The 23307-nt window shown below is 65.6% G+C and carries 25 protein-coding genes; 10 read left to right on the top strand and 15 right to left on the bottom strand.

Features of this window, described 5'->3' with window-relative positions; translation table 11 throughout:
- The first annotated feature begins 257 nt into the window (after positions 1-257).
- From AB4Y63_RS03775 to AB4Y63_RS03760, 4 genes are read left to right on the top strand one after another with little or no spacing between them, the layout of a single operon-like run.
- Positions 258-1394, top strand: coding sequence for a mechanosensitive ion channel family protein (locus tag AB4Y63_RS03775; RefSeq protein WP_441789709.1), 1137 nt, complete (start codon positions 258-260; stop codon positions 1392-1394).
- Positions 1384-1818: a globin gene (locus tag AB4Y63_RS03770; RefSeq protein WP_441789708.1), complete on the top strand. Its 435-nt coding sequence runs from the start codon at positions 1384-1386 to the stop codon at positions 1816-1818. The genes AB4Y63_RS03775 and AB4Y63_RS03770 overlap by 11 nt, the downstream gene beginning before the upstream one ends.
- 41 nt (positions 1819-1859) lie before the next feature.
- Positions 1860-2291, top strand: a complete 432-nt coding sequence (locus tag AB4Y63_RS03765) for a helix-turn-helix transcriptional regulator (RefSeq protein WP_441789707.1) — start codon at positions 1860-1862, stop codon at positions 2289-2291.
- 25 nt (positions 2292-2316) lie between these two features.
- Positions 2317-2727 carry a VOC family protein gene (locus AB4Y63_RS03760; protein WP_441789921.1) on the top strand — a complete coding sequence of 137 codons (411 nt, stop codon included), beginning with the start codon at positions 2317-2319 and terminating at the stop codon, positions 2725-2727.
- A gap of 9 nt (positions 2728-2736) precedes the next feature.
- On the opposite strand, the gene AB4Y63_RS03755 is transcribed toward AB4Y63_RS03760, so the two are convergent.
- From AB4Y63_RS03755 to AB4Y63_RS03745, 3 genes are all read right to left on the bottom strand, one after another.
- Positions 2737-3537 (bottom strand): hypothetical protein, encoded by an 801-nt coding sequence (locus AB4Y63_RS03755; RefSeq protein WP_441789706.1) that lies wholly within the window; start codon positions 3535-3537, stop codon positions 2737-2739.
- 1 nt (position 3538) lies between these two features.
- Positions 3539-4006: a hypothetical protein gene (locus AB4Y63_RS03750; RefSeq protein WP_441789705.1), complete on the bottom strand. Its 468-nt coding sequence runs from the start codon at positions 4004-4006 to the stop codon at positions 3539-3541.
- Between the two features lie 73 nt (positions 4007-4079).
- Positions 4080-4688 carry a TetR/AcrR family transcriptional regulator gene (locus AB4Y63_RS03745; protein ID WP_441789704.1) on the bottom strand — a complete coding sequence of 203 codons (609 nt, stop codon included), beginning with the start codon at positions 4686-4688 and terminating at the stop codon, positions 4080-4082.
- Positions 4689-4785: 97 nt separating this feature from the next.
- Between AB4Y63_RS03745 and AB4Y63_RS03740 the strand changes: the two genes are divergently transcribed.
- Entirely contained in the window at positions 4786-5535 is a 750-nt protein-coding gene (locus AB4Y63_RS03740; RefSeq protein WP_441789703.1) for an SDR family NAD(P)-dependent oxidoreductase, read from the top strand.
- Positions 5536-5604: 69 nt separating this feature from the next.
- Positions 5605-7278, top strand: a complete 1674-nt coding sequence (locus AB4Y63_RS03735; protein WP_441789702.1) for an FAD-binding dehydrogenase — start codon at positions 5605-5607, stop codon at positions 7276-7278.
- On the opposite strand, the gene AB4Y63_RS03730 is transcribed toward AB4Y63_RS03735, so the two are convergent.
- The 7 genes from AB4Y63_RS03730 to gabT all read right to left on the bottom strand — a co-directional run bounded on the left by AB4Y63_RS03730 (position 7275) and on the right by gabT (position 15802).
- Positions 7275-7559: a hypothetical protein gene (locus tag AB4Y63_RS03730; RefSeq protein WP_441789701.1), complete on the bottom strand. Its 285-nt coding sequence runs from the start codon at positions 7557-7559 to the stop codon at positions 7275-7277. The two genes, AB4Y63_RS03735 and AB4Y63_RS03730, sit on opposite strands and share 4 nt — an antisense overlap.
- A gap of 164 nt (positions 7560-7723) precedes the next feature.
- Positions 7724-9250, bottom strand: a complete 1527-nt coding sequence (locus tag AB4Y63_RS03725; protein ID WP_441789920.1) for an APC family permease — start codon at positions 9248-9250, stop codon at positions 7724-7726.
- A 76-nt stretch (positions 9251-9326) separates the two neighbouring features.
- Complete coding sequence (locus AB4Y63_RS03720) at positions 9327-10205, bottom strand: universal stress protein (protein ID WP_441789700.1); 879 nt, start codon at positions 10203-10205, stop codon at positions 9327-9329.
- A 5-nt stretch (positions 10206-10210) separates the two neighbouring features.
- A complete protein-coding gene (locus AB4Y63_RS03715; RefSeq protein ID WP_441789699.1) occupies positions 10211-11569 on the bottom strand; it encodes a flavin monoamine oxidase family protein in 1359 nt (452 codons plus the stop codon).
- A gap of 104 nt (positions 11570-11673) precedes the next feature.
- A complete protein-coding gene (locus AB4Y63_RS03710) occupies positions 11674-13137 on the bottom strand; it encodes an NAD-dependent succinate-semialdehyde dehydrogenase (RefSeq protein WP_441789698.1) in 1464 nt (487 codons plus the stop codon).
- Between the two features lie 17 nt (positions 13138-13154).
- Positions 13155-14432: a Glu/Leu/Phe/Val family dehydrogenase gene (locus AB4Y63_RS03705; RefSeq protein ID WP_441789697.1), complete on the bottom strand. Its 1278-nt coding sequence runs from the start codon at positions 14430-14432 to the stop codon at positions 13155-13157.
- Positions 14429-15802, bottom strand: a complete 1374-nt coding sequence (gene gabT, locus AB4Y63_RS03700) for a 4-aminobutyrate--2-oxoglutarate transaminase (RefSeq protein WP_441789696.1) — start codon at positions 15800-15802, stop codon at positions 14429-14431. The genes AB4Y63_RS03705 and gabT overlap by 4 nt, the downstream gene beginning before the upstream one ends.
- 165 nt (positions 15803-15967) lie before the next feature.
- On the opposite strand from gabT, the gene AB4Y63_RS03695 reads away from it, so the two are divergent.
- Entirely contained in the window at positions 15968-17527 is a 1560-nt protein-coding gene (locus AB4Y63_RS03695) for a PucR family transcriptional regulator (RefSeq protein WP_441789695.1), read from the top strand.
- Between the two features lie 15 nt (positions 17528-17542).
- Here the strand turns inward: AB4Y63_RS03695 and AB4Y63_RS03690 are convergent, their stop codons facing one another.
- Positions 17543-18232: a hypothetical protein gene (locus AB4Y63_RS03690; RefSeq protein ID WP_441789694.1), complete on the bottom strand. Its 690-nt coding sequence runs from the start codon at positions 18230-18232 to the stop codon at positions 17543-17545.
- Positions 18233-18300: 68 nt separating this feature from the next.
- On the opposite strand from AB4Y63_RS03690, the gene AB4Y63_RS03685 reads away from it, so the two are divergent.
- Positions 18301-19176, top strand: a complete 876-nt coding sequence (locus AB4Y63_RS03685; RefSeq protein WP_441789693.1) for an acyl-CoA thioesterase — start codon at positions 18301-18303, stop codon at positions 19174-19176.
- A gap of 17 nt (positions 19177-19193) precedes the next feature.
- Here AB4Y63_RS03685 and AB4Y63_RS03680 read toward each other — a convergent pair whose 3' ends face one another.
- The 4 genes from AB4Y63_RS03680 to AB4Y63_RS03665 all read right to left on the bottom strand — a co-directional run bounded on the left by AB4Y63_RS03680 (position 19194) and on the right by AB4Y63_RS03665 (position 22194).
- Positions 19194-20372, bottom strand: coding sequence for an RNA polymerase sigma factor (locus tag AB4Y63_RS03680; protein WP_441789692.1), 1179 nt, complete (start codon positions 20370-20372; stop codon positions 19194-19196).
- 72 nt (positions 20373-20444) lie between these two features.
- Complete coding sequence (locus AB4Y63_RS03675; protein ID WP_441789691.1) at positions 20445-20801, bottom strand: YciI family protein; 357 nt, start codon at positions 20799-20801, stop codon at positions 20445-20447.
- 101 nt (positions 20802-20902) lie between these two features.
- On the bottom strand, positions 20903-21688 hold the full coding sequence (locus tag AB4Y63_RS03670; RefSeq protein WP_441789690.1) for an anti-sigma factor family protein: 786 nt from the start codon (positions 21686-21688) through the stop codon (positions 20903-20905).
- Positions 21685-22194, bottom strand: a complete 510-nt coding sequence (locus AB4Y63_RS03665) for a sigma-70 family RNA polymerase sigma factor (RefSeq protein ID WP_441789689.1) — start codon at positions 22192-22194, stop codon at positions 21685-21687. The genes AB4Y63_RS03670 and AB4Y63_RS03665 overlap by 4 nt, the downstream gene beginning before the upstream one ends.
- Before the next feature lie 132 nt (positions 22195-22326).
- Between AB4Y63_RS03665 and AB4Y63_RS03660 the strand changes: the two genes are divergently transcribed.
- On the top strand, positions 22327-22797 hold the full coding sequence (locus tag AB4Y63_RS03660) for a ubiquinol-cytochrome c reductase iron-sulfur subunit (RefSeq protein WP_441789688.1): 471 nt from the start codon (positions 22327-22329) through the stop codon (positions 22795-22797).
- Positions 22794-23306, top strand: a complete 513-nt coding sequence (locus tag AB4Y63_RS03655; RefSeq protein ID WP_441789687.1) for a hypothetical protein — start codon at positions 22794-22796, stop codon at positions 23304-23306. The genes AB4Y63_RS03660 and AB4Y63_RS03655 overlap by 4 nt, the downstream gene beginning before the upstream one ends.
- Position 23307 lies beyond the last annotated feature (1 nt).

Below are 23307 nucleotides of genomic sequence, written 5' to 3'. Positions count from 1 at the left end.
CGGCGATCGAGCCTGTCGCGATCAGGTGACCAGGTCTCGAGATCGGCGAACGGGGTCTCGACACACTCGACCAACGGCTCTGATGCGGTCCAAAATCAGGAACGGAGGCGTGTCGCGGCAGCGACGGCCGGACTACTCCGCAGAGGACGGGGTGCCGACACACCTCCACTCCTGCTTTCGGTACGCGCCGGATGCCGGGACGAGGGAGGGCCGGCTTCAGGGTTTGCCGAGGTGGCTCTCAGTAGACTGGACCGGATATGAATTTTGACTCTTTCTGGGCAGACCTCGGCGCCTTTTTCGGCGAGGAGTTCTTCCCCAAACTCATCGCCATCGTAATCATCGTGGTCGTCGCGCTCCTCCTGCGCTGGGTTTTGCACTTCGTCATCGATCGCGTGGTGCAGCAGATTGTCACCGGCGCGAAGAAGAAACAGAACGCCATCGACACGCAGGCGCTCATCGTTTCGCCGCTCGCTGCCGTTCGACTGGTGCAGCGCACCCGCACTCTCGGCTCCGTGCTGACGAACGTCGTCAACGTCATCATCCTCGTCGTGACGGTGCTGCTCATCGTGAACGTGCTCGACCAGACGATTCTGGGTTCCTTCGCTCTCCTGACCGCCGCGATCGGTGCCGGTCTCGGTTTTGGAGCCCAGAACATCGTCAAGGACACGCTCAACGGCCTGTTCATGGTGATGGAAGACCAGCTCGGTGTCGGCGACGTCGTCGATGTCGGCCCGGCGACCGGAATGGTCGAAGCCGTCGGCATCCGGATCACGCAGGTACGTGACGTGAACGGCATCCTCTGGTTCGTGCGCAATGGTGAGATTCTGCGCGTCGGAAACATGTCCCAGGGCTGGGCTCGGGCGATCATCGACCTTGCGGTGCCCTACGACTCGGACGTCGACGCCGTACAGGCGGAGGTCCTGCGCGTGGCAACGGAGATGGCCTCGGCCGGAAAGTGGCGCTCCCGCATTCTCGAAAAGCCGGAGGTCTGGGGCCTCGAATCGATCGCCGAGGATGCCCTCCTCATCCGTCTCGTCGTCAAGACGCGCACGTCCACCAAAGACGACGTGTCGCGCGAGCTGCGGATGCGCCTCAAGAAGGCACTCGACGAGATGGGCGTCAAGCTCCCGTCACTCAACAGTGTTGTGCTGACCGGTTTCGACGGCGCCGACAGCATCACGGGTGCCCGCCCGCCGCGCACCCGGCCGATGCCGGTCGTTCCCGAGCTCAAGCCGCTGCGCAAGTCGAAGCGCTCGACGCCGGCGGCCGACGCGCCCGCGGCCAGCACCTCGAAAACGGCGACGTCGACCTCAACGACCGCACATCCCGCATCCATGCCTCGCGTGCGCCCCACGCCGAAGGCCACCCCACCGGAGAACCCTCATGAAGCCTGACCCCACAGGAGTGCACCTCCGCGACGGCGAGAACGGCGCAGCCATCGGCCCCTCCTTCTACGAGCAGGTCGGCGGGCGCGAATTCTTCTCGACACTCGTCACCGAGTTTTACCGCGGCGTTGCCGGCGACCCCGTGCTCAAGCCGATGTACCCCGAGGAAGATCTCGCCGGGGCGATCGAACGCTTCACGATGTTCCTGGAGCAGTACTGGGGCGGCCCCGGCACCTACAGTGAGCAGCGGGGGCACCCCCGCCTGCGGATGCGGCACCAGCCCTTCAAGGTGAATCCGGATGCCCGCGATCGCTGGCTGGGGCACATGAGCGATGCGCTCGACACGATGGAGATCTCCCCTCTGCACCGCGAGGTTTTGTGGGACTACCTGGACCGCGCCGCGCACGCCATGGTCAACACATTCGACGAGTAGGTTCCCGCGCAGCACCGGATTCCCAGTGCTAGCCTCGCTGTATGACCCCGTATGAGCTCGCGACTCTCGCGCACCTGCGCCGAGCACGTGACCTGATCGATCGGGACTATGCGCTCCCGCTCGACGTACCGTCGCTCGCGGCGCATGCGATGATGTCGCCTGCCCACTTCTCCCGGCAGTTCCGGGCAGCGTACGGCGAGACGCCCTACGCCTACGTGATGACCCGCCGGATCGAACGCGCCATGGCTCTGCTGCGGGCCGGAGTCAGCGTCACCGACGCGTGCATGGCAGTCGGGTGTACGTCCCTCGGCTCGTTCAGCTCACGCTTCAGTGAACTGGTTGGAGAGACGCCGAGTGCGTACCGCGCCCGTGAACATGACGCCGTCGAGGCGATGCCCTCCTGCGTCGCGCAGGTGCGCACGCGTCCGGCTCCGATGAAGACGAGATCGAGCAGGATTCAAGAAGCGGTCTAACCTCGGCGATCCTACTGTTGGTGTCATKACAATCTCACTTCACTACACCAACATCACCGTCCACGACGTGGACGAGTCACTTCCGTTCTACCGCGATGCGCTTGGCCTCGAGGTGCGCAACGATGTCGCGTCAGGCAACCACCGCTGGGTGACACTCGGCAGTGATGCGCAGCCGGATGTCGAGATCGTGATCTCCGACCCACACGCCGGACGTTCGAAGGCGGATGGCGACACCATGCAGGAATTGCTCACCAAGGGCGTGCTGCCAATGCTCGTCTTTCGTACCGATGACCTCGACGGGACATTCGAAAGACTGCGGGCGTCGGGAGCCGAAGTGCTTCAGGAGCCCATCGACCAGCCGTGGGGACCCCGCGACTGCGCTTTCCGTGACCCGTCGGGCAACATGGTGCGGATTTCGCAAGCGGCAGCTGCGTAACACGACCCGCTATCTCCCGCTCGTCTGCACCTTCGGAATGTCACCACACCTCGATGTCAAGGCGAGAACAACCTGCGGATCGCTGGCCGCCAGGCCAGACGCTCCGGTCGCCAACGATCCGTTGGTTGCCACGAGTCCGTCGCGCGACACGTTCACGACCGTGCGCGCAATGTCGTAGAGACCATCCGATTGCTGCGTCGCGAGCACCCCGAGCAGTTGGCGCCCGCCGTTGCCGTTGCTGCATTGGACGCCGGTGCCATAGTCACCGAATCCGTTGAGAGTGAACCGGTATGGGTTTCCGTCGACACCCTTCGTCGTCACAAATGCGCAGCCGACGAAGGCGTGGAGCGTTGCTGTCCGACTGTCATCGAGAACGGTCACGACGACGCCGCTCTCCAGTGGTGCTGACCAGCCACTGTGCCGACCCGGACCGGCCAGGTCGTCGGCAAGTGCGAACGTCGCACCCGAAGCGGTCTGAATGCCGTACTCGAATGTCGGCGACTCCGAGTAGAACTCGACGTCTGGCTTGTCGTCGCCATCGACGTCCTCGATCGTGGCCGTCGTAGCTCCGACGGGAACACTCGCGCCGTTCGGTGCGCAGCCGGCCGCCGACGCCGTCGGGACGGGAACAGCGGATGTCGGCGTTCCGGTCGGCCCGGCGCTGGGCGTAACCGATGCGCCGACAGAAGAGGTCGAGGTGGGTACCGAGCTTGGCGCACCGCCCGGAATCCCGGCGCATCCGGTGGCAGCGGCCGACAGGCACAGCATCATGAGGGCCGGGAGTGCGAGTTTTCGCTTGCGGTCACTCATCTCAGCTGGTCAGTGCGGGAAGAGTTCCATACGGTTTTCCGTCGACAATGACGGTAATCACCTGGGACAGGTCGAGATTCTGAGGTTGCTCAGCTGCGAATGAGGTACGGCGGTAATCCGCTGTGCACGGGCCGGTGGGCGGTGGCGCGAGTGTCACGGTGATTGTCGTGGAGTTGGTCAGTTCCAATGTTGCCGGCGTCGTTGGGCAGGTCCCGCTGCCGTACGTGGAGAGAATGATGTGCGGGCTGACGTCATCTCCCCAGCGGACGAGGTTGTCTCCTCCGTCAAGGAACTGCTGTTGCCAGGCGCCAGCGGTCTCCGACTTGGACGTGGGGCTGGGGGTCGACGTGGCGGGCGACGTGGGGGCGGAATCGCTCGTCGTCGGAACCGGACCAGCGGTGCACGCCGTGAGGCCTGCCGTCAGCCCCATCACCGCGAGAGTGACGGTCAGAAAAGAATGTCGTCTCATACGGTGATCCTAGGTCGCCTTCTCTCTGGTGAGGGGATGCGGGGGCGGAATTTCCATATTGAGAGTCTTCGACTCAGCGCGAGGAAGCGTCGTCGGCCGCCGACCACCAGGCCGGCATCAGGTCTTCAATGAGATCGACGACGTCTGCGGGAATCAGCGGGTCGTCGGTGTGCAGCCAGACCGCGAACGCACCGATGCAGCCGTGCGCGACGAACTGCGCAGTCGCCTCAGAGAAGACCGGGGCGGAAACCGGGGAACGACGAGATGACCCGATGTGAACGTTCGGGCGATCGGCCAACAACAACCGCACAGAGGCGGCGAAATGCTCGCTCAGAAAGTCGGCGAGGATCCCATGGGCGTCGGCTGGCAGGGACCGCCGGTACACCGCGCGCCGCTCGATCATGTGGGCTGCGACAGCCAATGTCGTCCGACGTGCGGTGCTCTGCAAAGGCGACTCCCCCGACGAAATCAGAAAGCGCTGCCGGATGTCGTCGAGCTCAACCCGCAACGCATCAACAAGCAACTGCGCCGGTGACGATGCGTGGTTGTAAAAGGTGACGCGGTTGATGCCGGCGGCCTGGGCGACCTGCGACGCGGTGAGTTCGGCCACATCGTGAGTTTCGGCCAACGACAGAATCGCCCCGTACAGTGCCGTGACGGTGCGCTCGGCGCGAACATCCATCCTGAACTCCTTTGAGAAGCGACTATCGCATTGAAGACTCTGGCACACGAGCGTAGTCTTGTTTCAACTACACATGTAGCCAAACGGAAGGTACTCAATGTCATCATTCAATTCACGCGTCGCACTGGTCACCGGCGGAGGCTCTGGCATCGGCGAGGCAGTGTCCAAGCGCCTGGCCGCAGCCGGCGCATCCGTCGTCGTGACGGACATCAACCTGGCCGGAGCCGAGCGCGTCGTCGCGGAGATTCGCGCCGCCGGCGGAACCGCCGAGGCGCTGCAGCAGGACACCGCGCGTGAAGAGGATTCGAAGAAGGCCGTCGATTTCGCCATCGCGACCTATGGCCAGCTCGACCACGCGGTGAACAACGCCGGAATCGGTGGCGGCCAGGAGTCGATCGCAGAAGGCACCCTCGAAAACTGGCGCCGCGTCATCGACATCAACCTCAATGGCGTCTATTACGGTCTGCACCACCAGCTGGCCCACATGATGAGCCGCGGCACCGGCTCGGTCGTCAATCTCTCCTCGATCCTCGGCACCAACGGTCAGGCGAACTCGGCCGCATACGTGTCGGCCAAGCACGCCGTCGTCGGCCTGACCAAGTCGGCCGCTCTCGAAGTCTCGCCCCACGGCATCCGCGTGAACGCGGTCGGCCCCGGCTACATCGACACCCCGCTGCTCTCCTCCGCGCCGCAGGCCCTGCTCGACGGCCTCGTCGCTCTGCACCCGATCGGACGCCTCGGCACGGCCGATGAGGTCGCCGCCCTCGTGGTCTTCCTGCTTTCCGACGACGCCTCATTCATCACCGGCAGCTACCACCTCGTCGACGGCGCCTACTCGGCACGCTGACCCGCGCCTTCCGTTCACAGTGTGTGCCGCGCTCTAGACTCGGCACACACTGTGACGAAGGAGACACGCATGTCGTACCCGCCCACTGAAGCCGATGTCATCGTTGTGGGGGCCGGCCTCGCCGGGCTCGTCGCCACGGCTGAGCTGGTGGATGCCGGCAAACGCGTGCTGCTTGTCGACCAGGAGCCCGCCGCCTCGCTGGGCGGCCAGGCCTGGTGGTCATTCGGCGGACTCTTTCTGATCGACTCCCCCGAGCAACGCCGCATGGGCGTCAAGGATTCCCTCGCGCTCGCCACCCAGGACTGGTATGGCAGTGCCGGCTTCGACCGCGAAGAAGACGCCTGGCCGAGGCGCTGGGCCGAGGCCTACCTTGACTTCGCCGCCGGTGAGAAACGTGCCTGGCTGCACGAGAAAGGTGTGCGTTTCTTTCCCGTCGTCGGGTGGGCCGAGCGCGGCGGATACACCGCCCTCGAACACGGCAACTCTGTGCCTCGCTTTCACATCACCTGGGGCACCGGCCCCGGCGTGCTTGAACCTTTCATCACCCGGGTGCGCGAGGGCGTGCAGGCCGGATTCGTCACCGCACTGCACCGACACCGGGTCGAGGAACTCATTCTGGAGGGCACGGGGCCGGGCGCCGCGGTCGTCGGTGTGCGTGGCAGCAGACTGGCCGAGTCGAATGCCGCGAGGGGTGAAGCGAGCTCCCGCGAGGTGGTCGGTGACTTCGAACTGCGCGCCTCGGCAGTGATCGTCACGAGCGGCGGCATCGGCGGCAACCACGACTTGGTGCGCGAACAGTGGCCGAAACGGATGGGCACTCCCCCGGCGCATTTGCTCTCCGGGGTCCCTGCGCACGTCGACGGCTTGATGCTCGGCATCGCCGAAAAGGCCGGGGCCCGCCTGATCAACGGCGACCGAATGTGGCACTACACCGAGGGAATCACCAATTGGAATCCGGTCTGGGCGGCCCACGGCATCCGAATTCTTCCCGGCCCGTCATCGCTGTGGCTCGACGCGACGGGCAAGCGACTTCCCGGCCCGCTTTTTCCGGGATTCGACACCCTCGGCACGCTTGAACACATTCTGCAGACCGGGTATGAGCACAGTTGGTTTGTGCTCACCCAGAAGATCATCGAGAAGGAGTTCGCGCTGTCCGGCAGCGAGCAGAACCCCGATCTGACCGGCAAAGACCTGAAACTCCTCGCCAAGCGTGTTGCTCCCGGCGCGCCTGGTCCGGTCGAGGCGTTCAAGGAGAAGGGCGTCGACTTCGTTGTCGCCAACACCCTCCCTGAGCTGCTGGCCGGAATGCAGGAGCTCTCCCCCGAGGTCGCCCTCGACTTCGAACGCATCGAACGGGAGATCGCCGCGCGCGACCGGGAGGTCGACAACGATTTCTCAAAGGATGCCCAGATCAACGCGATCCGGCAGGCGCGCCACTATCGCGGCGACAAGTTGATCAGAGTGGCCAGTCCGCACAAGCTCCTCGACCCGGCAGCCGGACCGCTGATCGCGGTGAAGCTGCACATTCTCACCCGCAAGAGCCTCGGCGGCATCGAGACGGATCTCTCGGCGCGGGCGCTCGGCGCCGACGGCCAACCGGTGCCCGGTCTCTATGCGGCCGGCGAGGCGAGCGGCTTCGGCGGCGGAGGCGTGCACGGCTACCGCTCGCTCGAGGGCACGTTCCTCGGCGGATGCCTGTTCTCGGGTCGTGTGGCCGGGCGGGCGGTTGCGGCGGCACTCTAGACGACCGACGCCTCCACGATTTCAGCGACCTGCGCCTTCGGATCGACCAGCATCTCGGCGGCCGGCCCCTCCCAGAGACGGTGCAACGCCACCACCATGGCATCCGCCTGGGCGCGCGTGTCGAAGTCGAGGTCGATCATGACCGCACCCTTGTCATCGACCGGCCGCATGATCCGGTAGGACTTCGCGCCAGACTCTCGTCGGTCAAGTGGGTCGTTGTCGAACATGGTCTTCCACGCGTCGTAACTGGCGACGACGTGCTCAACTCGAACGGTAAACATAGGGATACTCGATTCCGCCGGCGCGACTCATGGCCGACCTGGCGCCAGCATATCCCCGTGCATCGACCGCCGCCCCGCCCGACGAAGACGGTGGCGGCGGCCGGATCTCGATACGCTCGATCACCGCAGCGGCATGATCGCCGACGCGGCTCGATCACCGAGCGCTAGCAACGGCGACGACGCCCGATGCTCGCCGGGGCATCCTTGCTCAGCGTTTCACCGCGGAAGAAGGCGGGCCGCAGCTTCGCCTGCACCATCATGATGATTCCGCCGGCAACCAGGATGACCATGCCGAGCACGAAGACCAGGCCGACACCGAAGATGTTCGAGCCACTGCCATAGTCGGGATCCATGCTGTCGATCAGGGTGGTGAAGAACAGGATGCCGAGGATCACGCCACCGATCAGCGGGAACAGGAAGGTGAAGAAGACGTTGCGCACCGAGTCGAACCACTGTTTGCGGAAGTACCAGACGCAGGCGAACGCGGTGAGCCCGTAGTAGAAGCAGATCATCATGCCGAGTGTCGTGATCGTGTCCCAGAGCACGTCTTCGCTGATGAAGCGCATCACCGTGTAGAACACCGCCGCGACAATGGCCGAGACAATGGTGGCGTAGCCGGGCGTGAAGAAGCGTGGGCTGACCTTCGCGAACTTCGGTGCCAACGCGCCGTAGTGGCCCATGGCGAGCAGCGTGCGAGCGGGCGACACGAAAGTCGACTGCAGCGAAGCAGCCGAGCTGCAGAGCACGGCGATGGACACCAGGATGGCCAACGGGCCGAGCACCGGACCGGCCAAGGCGAAGAAGGCGTTGCTCTGGATGTCTGGGTTGCCGAGCCCCACGCCGGTGCTGCCGGTTCCGGCGAAGGCGATCAAGCCCATCGCCACGAAGAGGTAGAGCGCGACGACGAGCGTGACGGTGATGGTGGCCGCCTTGCCGGGGGTCGAGCTGGACCCCTTGGTCTCCTCCGACATCGTGAGCGTGACGTCCCAGCCCCAGAAGATGAAGAGAGAGAGGGAGAGACCGGCGACGACCGCGGAGAACGAGGTGACGGCGAATGGGTTGAACCATTCCCAGGTGACCGGGGTCGCGTCGAAGGCGGTGCCGTTGCCCACGTGCACGAAGGCCGCGATCCCGAACCCGATCATCACGAGAATCTGGAATCCGACCAGCCAGTACTGCAGCTTCTGCGTCGTCTGCATATCGCGGTAGGAGATCCACGTCGCGGCACCAATGAACACCAGACAGGTGGCGACGTTGATCAACGGATTGCTGGCCAGCGCGGCGATTTCGGGGTTGTTGCCGAACATCTGGGAGAGCATGAGGAAGAAGAAGTCGACCGCGATGCCCGCGAGGTTCGAGAGCACCACGATTGTCGCCGCGATGAGTCCCCAGCCGGCCATCCAGCCGATCCAGGGACCGAAGGCACGGCTCGCCCAGGTGAACGAGGTGCCGCTGTCGGGCATCGCCCGGTTGAGTTCCCGGTAGCCGAAGGCGACAAGCAACATCGGGATGAACCCGATCAGGAAGATCGCGGGCAGGTGGATTCCCACCTCGGCAACCGTGGGGCCGAGCGCGCCGGTCAGCGTGTACGCCGGGGCGATGCACGAGACTCCGATGACGATGGCGCCGATGAGGCCGACCGAGCCTGCGCTCAGTCCCTTGGAGGAGAGCTCAGTCTTGGTGCCGGTCATGTCGCCCGAGTCACCGGTGTTGCCCGCTCCGGGTCCAGCGGCTTCGACGACGTTGTCTTGTACTGTCACTTCGTGTCTACTTCCCCACCGTGACGGTGGAATCTCGTGGCACCACGATCATGGGTACCGGCAGTTCGCGCAGCATTTTTGCCGCGATGGAACCGAGGAAAAGATGGTTCGGCTTGGCCAGACGGCTCGATCCGACCAGCACGATCTCGGCCGGGTCCCAGTCCAGGGTGCGCACGGCCTCTTCAATACTGTCACCGGATGCGACGCCGGCACTGACCTCGACCCCGCCTGGCAGGTGCTCGCTGGCGTAGTCGAGCACTTCCTGCGCATGCAGTGCGCCGTGCCGGGAGACGAGGGGGTCGTCGAGACCGCCGGGTAGATCGACCGCGACGAGCGAGACCAGCCGGAGGGGGGCATCCGTGGTGCGGGCGACCGTGATTGCCGTGTTCATCAGCACTTCGGAACCGATCTTCGTGCCGATAGCACAGGTCACCCGGCTCACGCCCTGGCCTGCGGCGAGGTCGCGCGTGCCTTCGGGGGCCAATGCGACGGGCACGTGGGAGGCGTGGAGCAGTGCACTCGCGACGCTCCCCACTGTGAATCGGCCCAGAAGCCCGTTACGGGCGGCTCCGACGACGATCATGTCGGCCTGATCGTCGCGCGCGGCGTCAAGGAGTCCTTGCGCGAACGACTCGGCGTAGACCACGTGAGTGTGAGCTGCGACATCCGCCGGAACGGATGCCGCAGCATCGCGCAGCCACTGCTCGGCCGTCTCGGTCACATACAGTTCGTAGCCCGGATCGGTGGGGACGAGGGTTGCCCGTTCCTCACTGTGCAAGACGATGACGACGTCGAGGGAGGCGCCGCCGGATCTGGCCAGGCGCACCCCGAGCGCAAGCGCATCGGCCCCGGCATCGTTAGCGGTGTACCCGACCAGAATCCGCATCGGGTCTACGCCTGCAGCTCGGTGATGATGGCTGCGGCGGTCTCACGGCCGACGCGAATGGCGCCATCGACGTGCTGGTAGCCCTTGCCGGCCATGTCGCTGCAGGAGAAGGAGATCGGGCCGACCGGCGTGCGCAGGTCAGCGCCGTAGCGGGCGAGGCCACCCATGTCGAAGCTCGCGGCGTAAGCGCCGCGGGTCCACTCTTCGCTGCCCCAGTCGCTTTCGTAGTACACAACCGGGCTGAGCGCCTTGTCGCCGTAGTAGTGCGAGAGCGAGGTGAGGATGCGCGTCTTCCGCTCCTCGGCCGACAGGGTGAAGACGCCGTCGGCATCCTCATCGGACACGAAGCCGACGAGGGTTCCACGCGGGTCTTCGAAGTTCGTGTTGTCGTAAGCCTCGTGCACGAGCTCGTAGGGGCTGAACGCGGTGCCGGAGAGACCGTCTTCACGCCAGAACGGCGTCTCGTAGACAGCATGAACCTTGATCACGAAGCCCATCGACAGGTGCTGGTGCAGCTGCTGCTGACGACGCGGGAGCGACGGCTCGAACGAGATGCGGCTGATCAGCACGGGCGGAACAGCGATGATCACGCGGCGCGCGTTCACCGTCAGACCATCGGTCACAGCGGTGACACCGGCGTCGCTCCAGCGCACCGTGCGCACCGGCTGGCCGAGGTGCACGTCGTCGCCGAGGCGCTCGGCGAGCAGGATCGGAACCTGCTGGAGGCCACCGACGACACGAGCGTCGAGGATGAAGTCGGCGTCGACCAAGTTGCTGAAGCTGCCGGCGCTGGCGGCCATGAGCAGTGCCTGGAGCGCCGAGAAGGCATGAGCCGGCTTGGTGAGCATCGCACCGGCAATGAACATGCCGATGTTCTCGATTGCTTCAGCATCGTCGGTCTGAGTCTCGAGCCAGCGGCTGAAGGAGATCTCGTCGAGTTCCTTCGCGCGCGGGTGGGCCCAGGGACGGTCGGGGTCGATCTCGGACACGAGCACGTCGAGCTTCTCGATCAGCGAGACGATCTCGTGTTCGGTCTTCGCCGGGACCGGGAAGATGTCACCTTCGAAGCGGCTGAGTTCACCGGTTCCGTTGATGTAGATGTTCTCGCCCTCGCGGTAGCGGTCGTAGGTTTCGAGGCCCAGTTCGGCCAGCGTCTCCTTGAGCGCGTCCTGGTCGGGAGAAACCCACTGGCCGCCGATCTCCAGCATGGCGCCGTCGATTTCGTCGGTCCAGAGACGACCGCCGACGCGGTCACGAGCCTCCAGCACGGCAACAGTGAGGCCGGCCTTCTTCAGCTCGGTGGCGGCGGTGAGGCCGGATGCCCCGGCGCCGATGATGATGACGTCACGGTCAATCGTGGTCATGGTGTACTCCTGTGGTGCTTCGGTGAAATGGTGGTGATGAGAAAAGAATCAAAGAATAAAAAACAGCCAGGCTGCCCGAATGCCGGACAGCCTGACTGCGGGTACTAGGAAAGCGGGCTCAGCGTGTACTTGGTCGAGAGGTACTCGTGGATTCCCTCGAGACCGCCTTCACGGCCGAGGCCCGACTGCTTGACACCGCCGAACGGTGCTGCCGCGTTCGAAACCAGGCCGGTGTTCAGGCCCATCATTCCGGTGTCGAGCTTGTCGATCATCCGCTGACCGCGGGCCAGATCGGTCGTGAAGACGTAGCCGATCAGGCCGTACTCGGTGGAGTTGGCCAGGCGCACTGCTTCGTCTTCGTCGCCGAACGTGGTGATGCCGACGAGGGGTCCGAAGATCTCCTCTTTCAGCAGGCGGCTGTCTGCGGCCACGTCGGTGAGCACGGTCGGCTGGTAGAACGAACCGGCGCCGTCGGGTCGGGCGCCGCCGATCAGGAGCGTTGCTCCCTTACCGAGGGCATCCTGAACCAGGGCGTCGGTCGATTCGACCGCGGCCTCGTTGACGAGCGGGCCGATCGTGACGCCGTCTTCGGTGCCACGACCGATCTTCATCGCGGCAACACGCTCGGTGAGACGACGCCCGAACTCGGCGGCGATCGACTCGTGCACGATGAACCGGTTGGCCGCGGTGCAAGCCTGGCCCACGTTGCGGAACTTGGCCAGCATGGCGCCTTCCACTGCCTTGTCGAGGTTTGCGTCTTCGAACACGACGAACGGGGCGTTGCCGCCGAGTTCCATGCTCGTACGCAACACGCCCAGCGCGGCCTGGGTGAGCAGACGCTGGCCGACCGGGGTGGAACCGGTGAAGCTCAGTTTGCGGAGGCGCGGGTCTCCGATGATCGGCGCGGACACCGCAGAGGAGGTCGACGTCGTGATGACGTTGACGACTCCGGCGGGCAGGCCGACTTCTTCGAGCAGCTTGACGAAGTAGAGCGTGGTGAGCGGGGTGAGCTCGGCCGGCTTGATGACGACGGTGCAACCGGCGGCCAGCGCGGGTGCGATCTTGCGCGTGGCCATGGCGAGCGGGAAGTTCCACGGCGTGATCAGGAAGCAGGGCCCGACCGGGCGCTGCGTCACGATCATGTGGCCGGTGCCTTCTGGGTTCAATCCGTAGCGGCCGCTGATGCGCACCGCTTCTTCACTGAACCAACGCAGGAACTCTCCGCCGTAGCCGACCTCGCCGAGGGCTTCCGCGTACGGCTTGCCCATCTCGATCGTCATCAGCAGCGCGAACTCTTCTTTGCGCTCCTGCAGCAGATCGAACGCGCGGCGCAACAGCTCACCGCGCTGGCGAGGAGGGGTCGCTGCCCAGGAATCCTGGGCGGCGACAGCCGCGTCCAGCGCCGCGGCGCCGTCTTCGACCGACGCGTCGGCGATGCTCAGCAGTTCGAGACCGGTCGCCGGGTCGGACACCGCCAGCGTCTTGCCCGAGCTGCTCTGACGCCACTCCCCACCGATGAACAGACCGGTCGGCACCTTGGCGAGAAGGGCGATTTCTTTCTCTGACACGGGTGTTACTCCTTTGCTCACGGGTAGAGTCCGCGAATGAGGTGGGCCTCGGCGACGCGTTCGACGGCGAGGATGGTGGCGGCAGCACGCAGCGTCAACTCACGCTTGGCCGCGTAGTCGACGACCTGACGCCAGGCTGCAAGCATCCGCTGGGCAAGCTTGTCTTCGACTTCTTCGGCGTTCCACCAATAAGCCTGGTTTGCCTGTACCCACTCGAAGTAGGACACAATGACACCGCCGGCGTTGGCGAGGATATCGGGGACTACCAGGATACCGTTCGCTTCGAAGATGCGGTCGGCGACCGGGGAGGTCGGGCCGTTTGCACCTTCGACGATAACGGTGGCCTGCACCCGGGAGGCGTTGCCCTCGTGCAGCACGCCTTCGACGGCGGCGGGCACGAGGAGGTCCACGTCCAACTCGAGCAGGGCGGTTCCGTCGATGACCTCGGAGCCGGGGAACCCGACAACCGAACCGGTCTCGCGCACAAACGCGCTGAGCGCAGGAACGTCGAGGCCGCGCTGGTTGTAGATGGCGCCGTACTGGTCGCTGATGCCGACGACGCGCACACCGGCCTCAGCCAGGAACAGCGACGCGTCGTGACCGACCTTGCCGAAGCCCTGCACGGCTGCCGACGCACCCTCGGCACGGATGCCGCGGTGGGCGAGAGCGGCCAGCGCGATGTGCGTGACGCCGCGCGAGGTGGCGCTGGCACGACCGTGCGAACCGCCGAGGCTGATCGGCTTGCCGGTGACGATACCGGGAACCGTGTAGCCCTTGTTCACCGAGTAGGTGTCCATGATCCAGGCCATGGTCTGCTCATCGGTTCCGATGTCGGGGGCCGGGATGTCGCGCTCCGGGCCGATGATCGGAAGGATCTCGCTGGTGTAGCGACGCGTCACACGCTCGAGTTCGGCCTTGGAGTGCTGGCGCGGGTCAATGTTGATCCCGCCCTTGGCACCGCCGTAGGGCACGTCGAGCAGGGCGCACTTCCAGGTCATCCACATGGCCAGGGCGCGCACCTCGTCGAGGTTCACCCCCGGGCTGTAACGCAGTCCGCCCTTGGCGGGGCCGCGGGAGAAGTTGTGCTGCACGCGGTGACCGATGTACAGGCGGCTGGAACCGTCATCCATGCGCAACGGAACCGAAACGGTCATTTCGCGGCGCGGGGTGGAGAGCAGCTGGTAGATGCCTTCGTCGTAGCCGAGTACCGACACCGCGTCAGCGAGCTGAACCCGGGCGTCGTCGAGGGGCGTGGCTTCCGGCGCGATCTCGAGGCCGGGGAGAATCAGGCTCATGCTGAGGCCAGCGCGTCGGCGACAACGCCGAGGCCCTCGATCAAGAGCTCGTCGGTGATCGACAGCGGCGGAAGGAAGCGGATCACGTTGCCGTAGGTTCCGCAGGTGAGCACGATGACGCCCTGCTTGTGCGACTCGGCGGCGATGCGGTTGGTGAGCGCGGCATCCGGCTCACCGGTTGCCGGGTCGATCAGTTCGATGGCGATCAGCGCACCGCGCCCCCGCACATCACCGATGCGCGGGTCGTTGACGCGCAGGGCGTTCAGACGACCGGTCAGGATGGCGCCGATCTCCCGGGCGCGCTCCACCAGGTTGTCCTGCTCGTAGCTTTCGATCGTGGCGAGAGCTGCGACACAGGCCAGCGGGTTTCCGCCGTAGGTGCCGCCGAGGCCGCCGGCATGAGCGGAGTCCATGATCTCGGCGCGGCCGGTGACGGCAGACAGCGGCAGGCCGCCGGCGATGCCCTTGGCCGTGACGATCACGTCAGGAACGATGCCCTCGTGGTTGCTGGCGAACATGTCGCCGGTGCGGGCGAAGCCGGTCTGCACCTCGTCGGCGATGAAGACGACGTTGTTCGCGGTGGCCCAGGCGACCAGGGTCGGCAGGAAGCCTTCGGCGGGAACGATGAATCCACCCTCGCCCTGAATCGGCTCGATCATCACGGCAGCGAGGTTGGCGGCGCCGATCTGCTTCTCGATCATCGAGATTGCCTTCTTCGCGGCGGTGACGCCGTCGAGGCCATCGTGGAACGGGTAGGACATCGGTGCGCGGTAGACCTCGGGAGCGAACGGGCCGAAGCCGCTCTTGTACGGCATGCTCTTGGCCGTGAGGGCCATCGTGAGGTTGGTGCGACCGTGGTAGGCGTGGTCGAAGACGACGACGGCCTGCTTGCCGGTGTAGTGGCGCGCGATCTTGACCGCGTTCTCGACAGCCTCTGCACCCGAGTTGAACAGTGCGCTGCGCTTGTCGTGGTCACCCGGCGTCAGGCGGTTGAGCGCCTCGGCCACGTCAACGTAGGAGTCGTACGGCGCGATGGTGAAGCAGGTGTGAGTGAACTGGTTGAGCTGGGCGGTGACGGCGGCCACGACGCGCTCGTTGCTGTTTCCGACGCTCGTCACCGCGATGCCGGAGCCGAGGTCGATCAGGGAGTTGCCGTCGACGTCGACGAGCACTCCGCCGCCGGCGGCAACGGTGAAGACGGGGATCGTGGTTCCCACACCGGAGGCCACGGCTGCGACCTTGCGCTTCATGCGCTCGATCGACTTCGGGCCGGGGATGGCGGTGACCAGGCGACGTTCCTGTGGCAGTGACGGCCCGCCGAGCGGAACCTCCACGGAGGTATCGAGGCGGGGGGAATCGACGAGGGTCATGGCTACTCCAGTTCTCAAAGCAATGCGCACCGTCATCCGGAAGGCAACGATGCCGATCCTGCAATGGTAGGGAGCGCCACCTCCTCGGCGTGCTGCCGCAACGTATAGTGGTGCTGTCGCAATTCGCCACGCTGTACAAGCGTGGAATCCACTGGAGGGATCCCCGTGCTACCCACCGTTCGCCACCTCTTCAGTCAGCCGGATCTGGGGCTGCGGCTGCTGACTCCCGACTCGGTGCTGCCCGCATCGGCGCTCGACCAGACCGTCGAGTGGGTGCACAGTTCTGACCTCGCCGACCCCACGCCTTTTCTCTCACCCGGCCAGGTTCTGTTGACCACGGGCACCCAGTTCACTACCGCAGCGCACGGCGACGAGCTGTACGACGGGTACGTGGCGCGCCTGCGCGACCGGGGCATCGCCGCTCTCGGGTTCGGAACCGAAGTCATCCGTGACGGCACGCCGGACGGCCTGATCGACGCCTGCACCCGGCACGGTCTCCCCCTGGTCGAGGTGCCGTATCGCACCCCGTTCATCGCTGTGGTGCGCTCGGCGGCCGACATGGTCGCCGAGGAACGGTATGCGCGTCACACCTGGGCACTCAGTGCACAGCGGGCAATCTCGCTCGCCGCTCTGCGGCCCGACGGCTTGAGCGCCACGCTCAGTGAGCTGTCGCATCAGCTCGACCACTGGGTGGCGCTGTTCGATGCCAGTGGCAGTCTGGACCGGGTCTTTCCGCGAGACGCCTTCGCCGGCTCCACCCTGGCCGGCACGTCATTCGACACCGTACAACGCGAGGCCGGCCGCCTGCTCCGTCGCGGCCAGCGTGCCAGCACCACCGTTCTCGTTGGCGGTGAGACCCTCACCCTGCAGACGCTGGGGCGGCGCGATCAGCTGCGCGGGGTGCTCGCGCTCGGCGGGGTGCGCGAGCTCGATGCGGCGAGCCAGGATGTCGTCACCTCGGTCATCGCGCTCGCCGGCCTCGCCCTCGAACAGAACCATGCGCTCGCCGGTGCTCGCGGGCATTTGCGGGCCGGCCTCCTTCACGCGCTTCTCGGCGGAAACCGGGAACTCGCCGAGACCATCTCCACCGAGATGTGGGGGCCACTCCCCTCCGCGCCAGTGCAACTCGTCGTCACCGACGCTCCGGCGGGGCGACTCGACGCGATCATCGAGTTTCTCGAGCTGCGCGTCGAGGAGCAGCCCGATCGCATGTTTTTCGCCGCTCAGAACGATCGCGTGGTGCTCATTCTCGGCCGCAGCGGTCGCACCCTGGTCGACGACCTCTGTCGCACCTTTGACCTTCACGCCGGGCTCTCGGATGAGTCGGAGTACCGCGATCTCCCCCGCGCACTGGCGCAGGCGGAACAGGCCCACGAACGGTCGCAGGAAGGCGACGCAGGCGTCGTCGAGTTCGACGACATTTCACGTCAGGGCGTGCTCGCCTTTCTGGCCCGCACCGACGCACGTGAAGTGGGACGAGCGACGTTGCTGCCGCTGATCAGTCACGACGATCTGAACGGCTCAGAGCTGTTGCACACCGTGCGCGTCTGGCTGGAGCACAATGGCGCCTTCGATGCGGCAGCCCGGGTGCTGGGCGTGCACCGTCACACCGTGCGCAGCCGAGTCGAGCTCGCCGAGACGCTGCTCGGGCGTGACCTCAGCACGTTCCATGCCCGGGCGGATGTCTGGGCGGCATTGCTGGCGACGGCGTCGGTGCCGGGCTGACCAGCCCGTGAGTGGTTAGCCCTTGAGCGTCCAGGCCTTGCGACGCACGAGAATGTGCCCACGGCTCGTCGTCAGACGCGTCCACGGGCCGGTTTCGAACAGCTGCACCGACTCGTCGGCGTTCAGGAAACCCAGGCTGAACGCGGCGAAGCCTGCTCCGGCCGGAACGTGTTCGAGGCCATCGATCGGGCGGCCCCAGACCTCGGAACGCACGCGCTGCACGATCTGCTCGCCGGTTCCGGTCGGGATCACCGAGGCGACCTCGTCGATACCCACGCGTGCCGCTGATTCCAGCAGCGCTGCATCCGTCTGTCCCTGTGCCTGCCAACCGCCCTTGGGCGGCGAGATTCCGGCCCACGTCACCGTGCTCACCTGGAGCGGAACCGCGATCTTCACCGGGGTGTCTGCGTCGTCACCGCGCGTCGTCGCGGCGGTGTGCAGACGAGCGACCCGGTCGAGCAGGGAGCGGATCGGAACAACGACATCGAGCTCCACCGGTTCATTCAGTGCGAAGGTGCGAAGCGCCAGCACCGTCGGGCTCGAATCGAGCAGACCGCGCGGATAGAGGATCGCGGTGTAGACGGCGAGAACACCGGCCGCCGAAATCAGGCGCACGGAGCCGTCCTCGACCCGGCTTGCGCGCGCGAGGTAGACCTGGAGGTCGCCGAGGGACTGGGAGTCTGTGAGGGAGAATGATTGGCTCATCTCCTCCTAAACTACCAAGGTGGCGAGCGGTTGACGACGCAATCCCGCCGCGAGCCTGAGGAGGCAGTATGAACAAGCCGGTAGATGGTCTCCTGGCCGCCCTGGATCTCACCGACACGGGTGCGCGCACCAACGAAGACATCTTCACCGGCCCGTCACAGTGGATGCCCCACGGTCGTGTTTTCGGCGGACAGGTTCTGGCGCAGTCGCTGATCGCCGCGATGCGCACCGTCGCCGACGACCGCCACGTGCATTCGATGCACGGCTACTTTCTGCGACCCGGTGACGTGAACCACCCGATCACGTTCTCGGTGGACCGGATCCACGATGGCCGCTCGTTCTCCACTCGTCGCACCCAGGCCTATCAGAACGGGCTGCCGATCCTTTCGGCAATCGCCTCGTTCCAGGATGACGACGAAGGTCTCGAACACCAGATCGAGATGCCTTCCGACCTGCCAGACCCCGAATCGCTCCCGACCGCGGCCGCCACGCTGAACCTGGTCGACCATTCGATCGCCCGGTACTGGGCCAACGAACGCCCGTTCGACATCCGTCACATCCCGTCGCCGATCTACCTCAAGGTGGAGGGCGAGCACACCTCGCGTCAGGCCGTGTGGATGAAAACCTTTGAGGCGCTTCCCGACGACCCCAACATTCACCGCGCCGCGCTGGCCTACGCCAGCGACTATTCGATCATGGAGCCGGTGCTGCGCCGGCACGGCGTAGCCTGGGCGACGCGTGGCCTCAAGGCCGCAAGTCTCGACCATGCGATGTGGTGGCACCGTTTCGGTCGCGCCGATGAATGGGTGCTGTTCACCCAGGACTCCCCCACAGCGCAGGGCGGTCGCGGCCTCTCGACCGGCACGATCTACAGCAGGGACGGCGTGCTGCTGGCCAGCGTTGCGCAAGAAGCAATGATGCGGGTTCCGAGTATCCAGGAGTAGCGGGTCGATTCGCGGGTTCAGTTCTGCTCGTTCGCGCGGCTGTCCAACGACTCTCGGCGACGCGTCAGAAACTGGCGCTCCCCGGCGTTTCCGGCGCGAGCGATTGCCGCGTCGTAGGAGAGCACCGCGTCGTCCGTGCGCCCGACACGCCGCAGAAGGTCGGCGCGCACCGCATGAAAGAGATAGAACTCGCTCAGGTCGAGTTGCTCGACCAATGCAAGCCCCACCTCCGGCCCGTCGACCTCGGCGACGGCGACCGCCCGGTTCAAGGCGACGATCGGGCTCGGCGCGATCTCCTGCAATTGGTCATAGAGCCGCAGGATCTGCCGCCAATCGGTTTCGTCTGCGGTGGCCGCATCGGAGTGAACCGCGTTGATCGCCGCTTGAACTTGGTACGGACCCGGTCGCCCCTGCTGCAGGCACCGCCTCACGATCTGCTGCCCTTCGACGATGAGAACGCGATTCCACCGACTTCGATCCTGATCCGCCAGCAACACGAGGTCTCCCGTGCTCGTCGTGCGGGCCGCACGACGAGCATCGATGAGCAGCATCAGGGCAAGCAGTCCGTCGACCTCGGGTTCGCCGGGCAGGAGTTCGACGAGGAGCCGACCGAGACGGATGCCCTCGGTGCAGAGTTCCTCACGGATCAGGTTGTCGCCGCTGCTCGCCGTGTACCCCTCATTGAAGATCAGGTAGACGACGAGCAGGGCCGACGCGATGCGCGCCGGCAGCTCAGCCGCCGTCGGCACTCGATACGGAATCCGGGCATCCCGAATTTTCGCCTTCGCCCTCACCAGTCGCTGCGCCATCGTCTGTTCCGAGACGAGAAACGCGTGTGCAATTTCGACGGTGCTCAGACCTCCGAGCAGTCGCAGCGTCAATGCCACCTGCGCGCCTTTGGACAACGCGGGGTGACAGCAGGTGAAAATCAGCCGTAATCGCTCATCCTCGACCGTGTGCGACTCGGTGAGCGGATCCCGCGCCTCGAGATATGCAGCCTCCACCGACCGAGCGGTGCGGGATGATTCACGGCGCAGTTGGTCAATCGCGCGGTTGCGCGCGGTGGTGATGATCCAGCCGGCCGGGCTCGGCGGCACTCCGCTCAGCGGCCATTTCTGCACCGCCGCGACGAATGCATCCTGCACCGCGTCTTCAGCGATGTCGATGCTCCCGAAGTCACGAATGAGCACGGCCACCGCCCGCCCGTACTGCGCGCGGAATGCGCGCTCGATCTCCGCAGATGAGGACTCCGGCGGCGCTGGAATGACCTATCCCCTCTCTCGGAGCTCTTGGAACGGCCGAACCTCCGTTGGCAGCGTCGTCACGCGGGTTGCCCGATCGGCCCAGGCAAGGGCCGCATCGAGGTCGGGCACGTCGATGATCCAGAACCCACCGAGGTGCTCTTTTCCCTCGAGGTAGGGGCCGTCGGTCGTGAGGAGCTCGCCATCCTTCATATGAAGCACGGTGGCCGTGTCGGCGGGGTGCAGTCCTCCGGTGAAAACCCAAGCGCCCGCGTCGCGGATCTCCTGGTTGAGAGCGTCGAGCTCGGTCATGACCTTGTTCAGAAACTCAGGCGGCGGAACCACTCCATCCGGCTGATACATCGCAAGCAGATACTGAGGCATGGTGTGTTCCTCCTTGTCGAAACGCCGGGCCGTTGTGGCCGGTCACTCTCTATACGAATGAGACCGGCCAGAATCGACACATGCCCGAGATTCGACGCACGTCACTGACCGATCTGCGTGCTCAGAAGCACCTGACCGGTGGCCACAGAACGGATGTCGACACTCGCAATCTCGCCTTGTGTCACGTTGGTCGTGCCCACCGGTTCAACTGTCGCCCCGGGCGACGCCGCCCACTGCGAAACCCGACTCGACACACCATTGCGATCTGTCACGTAGAGGGCATAAGTCTGCTCGCCCGTTCCGTAATTCCGACCTGGGCCGGAATTCGAGCCCGAATCCGCGTAGATGCACGTCGCCTCGATGCGGGTTCCCCAGGGTTCCGAGCGCAACCGCACCTCAGCAGACAGCGCGCTCGGCATCACCTGGGTCAGGGTGACAGCGGGGAAGGCATTGGCCTCTGGCTGAACTGTCGGGGCACGGAGGCCGGGCACCACGAGCACGATGCTCACCAGCACCGCGGCAGCGGCAAGAATCGAGCCGGCGACCAGCCGCCTGGTTCTGCGGGTGCGCCGACGCTCCGCGTGCGCCGCGTCCCGGAGTCGCGTCCAAGCCGTGGGGCTGGACGGATCGGCGGCGGATGCGACATCCGGCACAACCTGGTCCGCGGGCGCGACCTGATCCGCAGGGCCCTCCTGTTCCGCGGGCACCACCTGGTCCGCGGGCACCAGCGACAACAGCGCCGGCACTCCGGCCAGTTCGGCCAACGACCGCGAGCATGTCGGGCAGTCGGCGAGATGCCGCTCGTACTCCCATCTCTCCTCCGGCGAGAGTGCGCCCAGCAGATAGGCCGCATCCCATTCGGTGTACTGGTCGAATTCTCGGGTCATGGCGCTGTCACCCCGCGTTCTTGCAGGGCCAGGCGCATCGCCCGCAAGGCGTAGTGCAGCCTTGATTTCACGGTTCCGGGAGGGATGTCGAGTGCTTCGGCCGTCTCAGCCACCGAGCGGCCCTGGTAGTACGCGCACACGACGACCGCCCGATGGTCGTCGGACAACCCGGCCAGGGCATCCGCCACCAACCAGGCGTCCAGCACCGCGTCGGTCTCGTCAGCGCTCGCCCGTTCGGGAAGAGTGTCGGTCGGTATCTCATGATTTGCGCGCGCGGAACGCCACTCATCGATCACCAGATTGCGGGCGACGGTGAAGAGCCAGGCGCGGGCCGATGACTCAGATTGGTCGAGAACCTGCGGGCGACGCCACGCGCGGAGCAGGGTTTCCTGCACGACGTCATCGGCGAAGGCGGCGTCCCGGGTCAGCCTCACGACATAACGTCTGAGCGCCGGCGCGTGCTCGTCGTGGATGGCACGCAACAGCTCGATCCGATCGTCGACCATCGCACACCTCCGAGAATTAACACGGGATGCCGCGGGGATCGGTTCAGATACTCTTACTGAACCAAACAGCGATCCACCCCGTTGTCATAAGAAGCAGTGCCAATTTACTCGCAGAGCTTGATGAGGAGCACCATGACGTACCTTCCGGGCATCTCCCGCCGAACCGCACTCGTCGCCGGCGGGGTGGGATCTGTAGCGCTGCTGGCCGCCTGCGCACCGACGACGACCACACCGGAAACCGGAACAGCGAACACCCCACAGCCCTCCGGGGATGCGTCTGGCTCGGACGGCAGCGCGGGTTCGACCGGCGCGTCGGTCGAGGTTGCGAAACTGTCAGCCATCCCGGTGGGCGGTTCGATTTCTGCTGAGCTCGACGGTGCGCCGATCCTGCTGGCTCAGCCTGTCGCCGGCACCGTTGTCGCGTTCAGCGCGATCTGCACGCATCAGGGTTGTGTGGTGCTCCCGGCCAAGACCGAGTTCGATTGCCCGTGCCACGGTTCGCGATACGACGCGGCGACGGGAGAAGTCTTGGAGGGGCCGGCACCTGCGCCGCTGCCTCAGCTCACTGTGACACTCGACGGTGACTCGGTTCGTGCTGGATGACCGTCACGGACATCTATGAGGTGAGTGGTCTTCCGCTCCACGTGCTGCTCGTTCACGTCGTGGTTATTCTGATCCCGGTGACCGCACTCTGTCTGATCCTCTTCGCGGTCTGGCCTGCGGCCCGGAGGCGCCTCGGCATCGTGATTGCGATTCTCGGCGCACTGGTGATCGCCGTGGTGCCGGTCACCGCTCAGGCCGGCCAGTGGCTGAAGGACCGGGTGCCCGAGACACCGTTGATCGATGCCCACGCGAGTCTGGCCGGCGGCCTCTGGCCGTGGACGTTGGCGCTCGGAATCCTCGCGATCGCATCCTGGCTCTGGTACTTCATACTCGCTCGACGTGACACCGATCGTGCGCCCCGCGCGCCGAGCCGGCGTGTTGTCGCTGTGCTGATCGCGGTGCTCGCGGTCGGGATGGGCGGTTATGCCACCTCTCAAACCGTGATGATCGGTGAGGCGGGAAGCCGAGCCATCTGGGAGAACTCGTTCAGCAACACACCGCTACGGTAGC

Origin of the sequence: Leifsonia sp. YAF41, assembly GCF_052113185.1 — a bacterium.
In the GTDB taxonomy this organism is placed as follows: Bacteria; Actinomycetota; Actinomycetes; order Actinomycetales; family Microbacteriaceae; genus Cryobacterium.
Note: the sequence above shows the minus strand (reverse complement) of the source record. Positions and strands in the feature narration are given on the sequence as shown.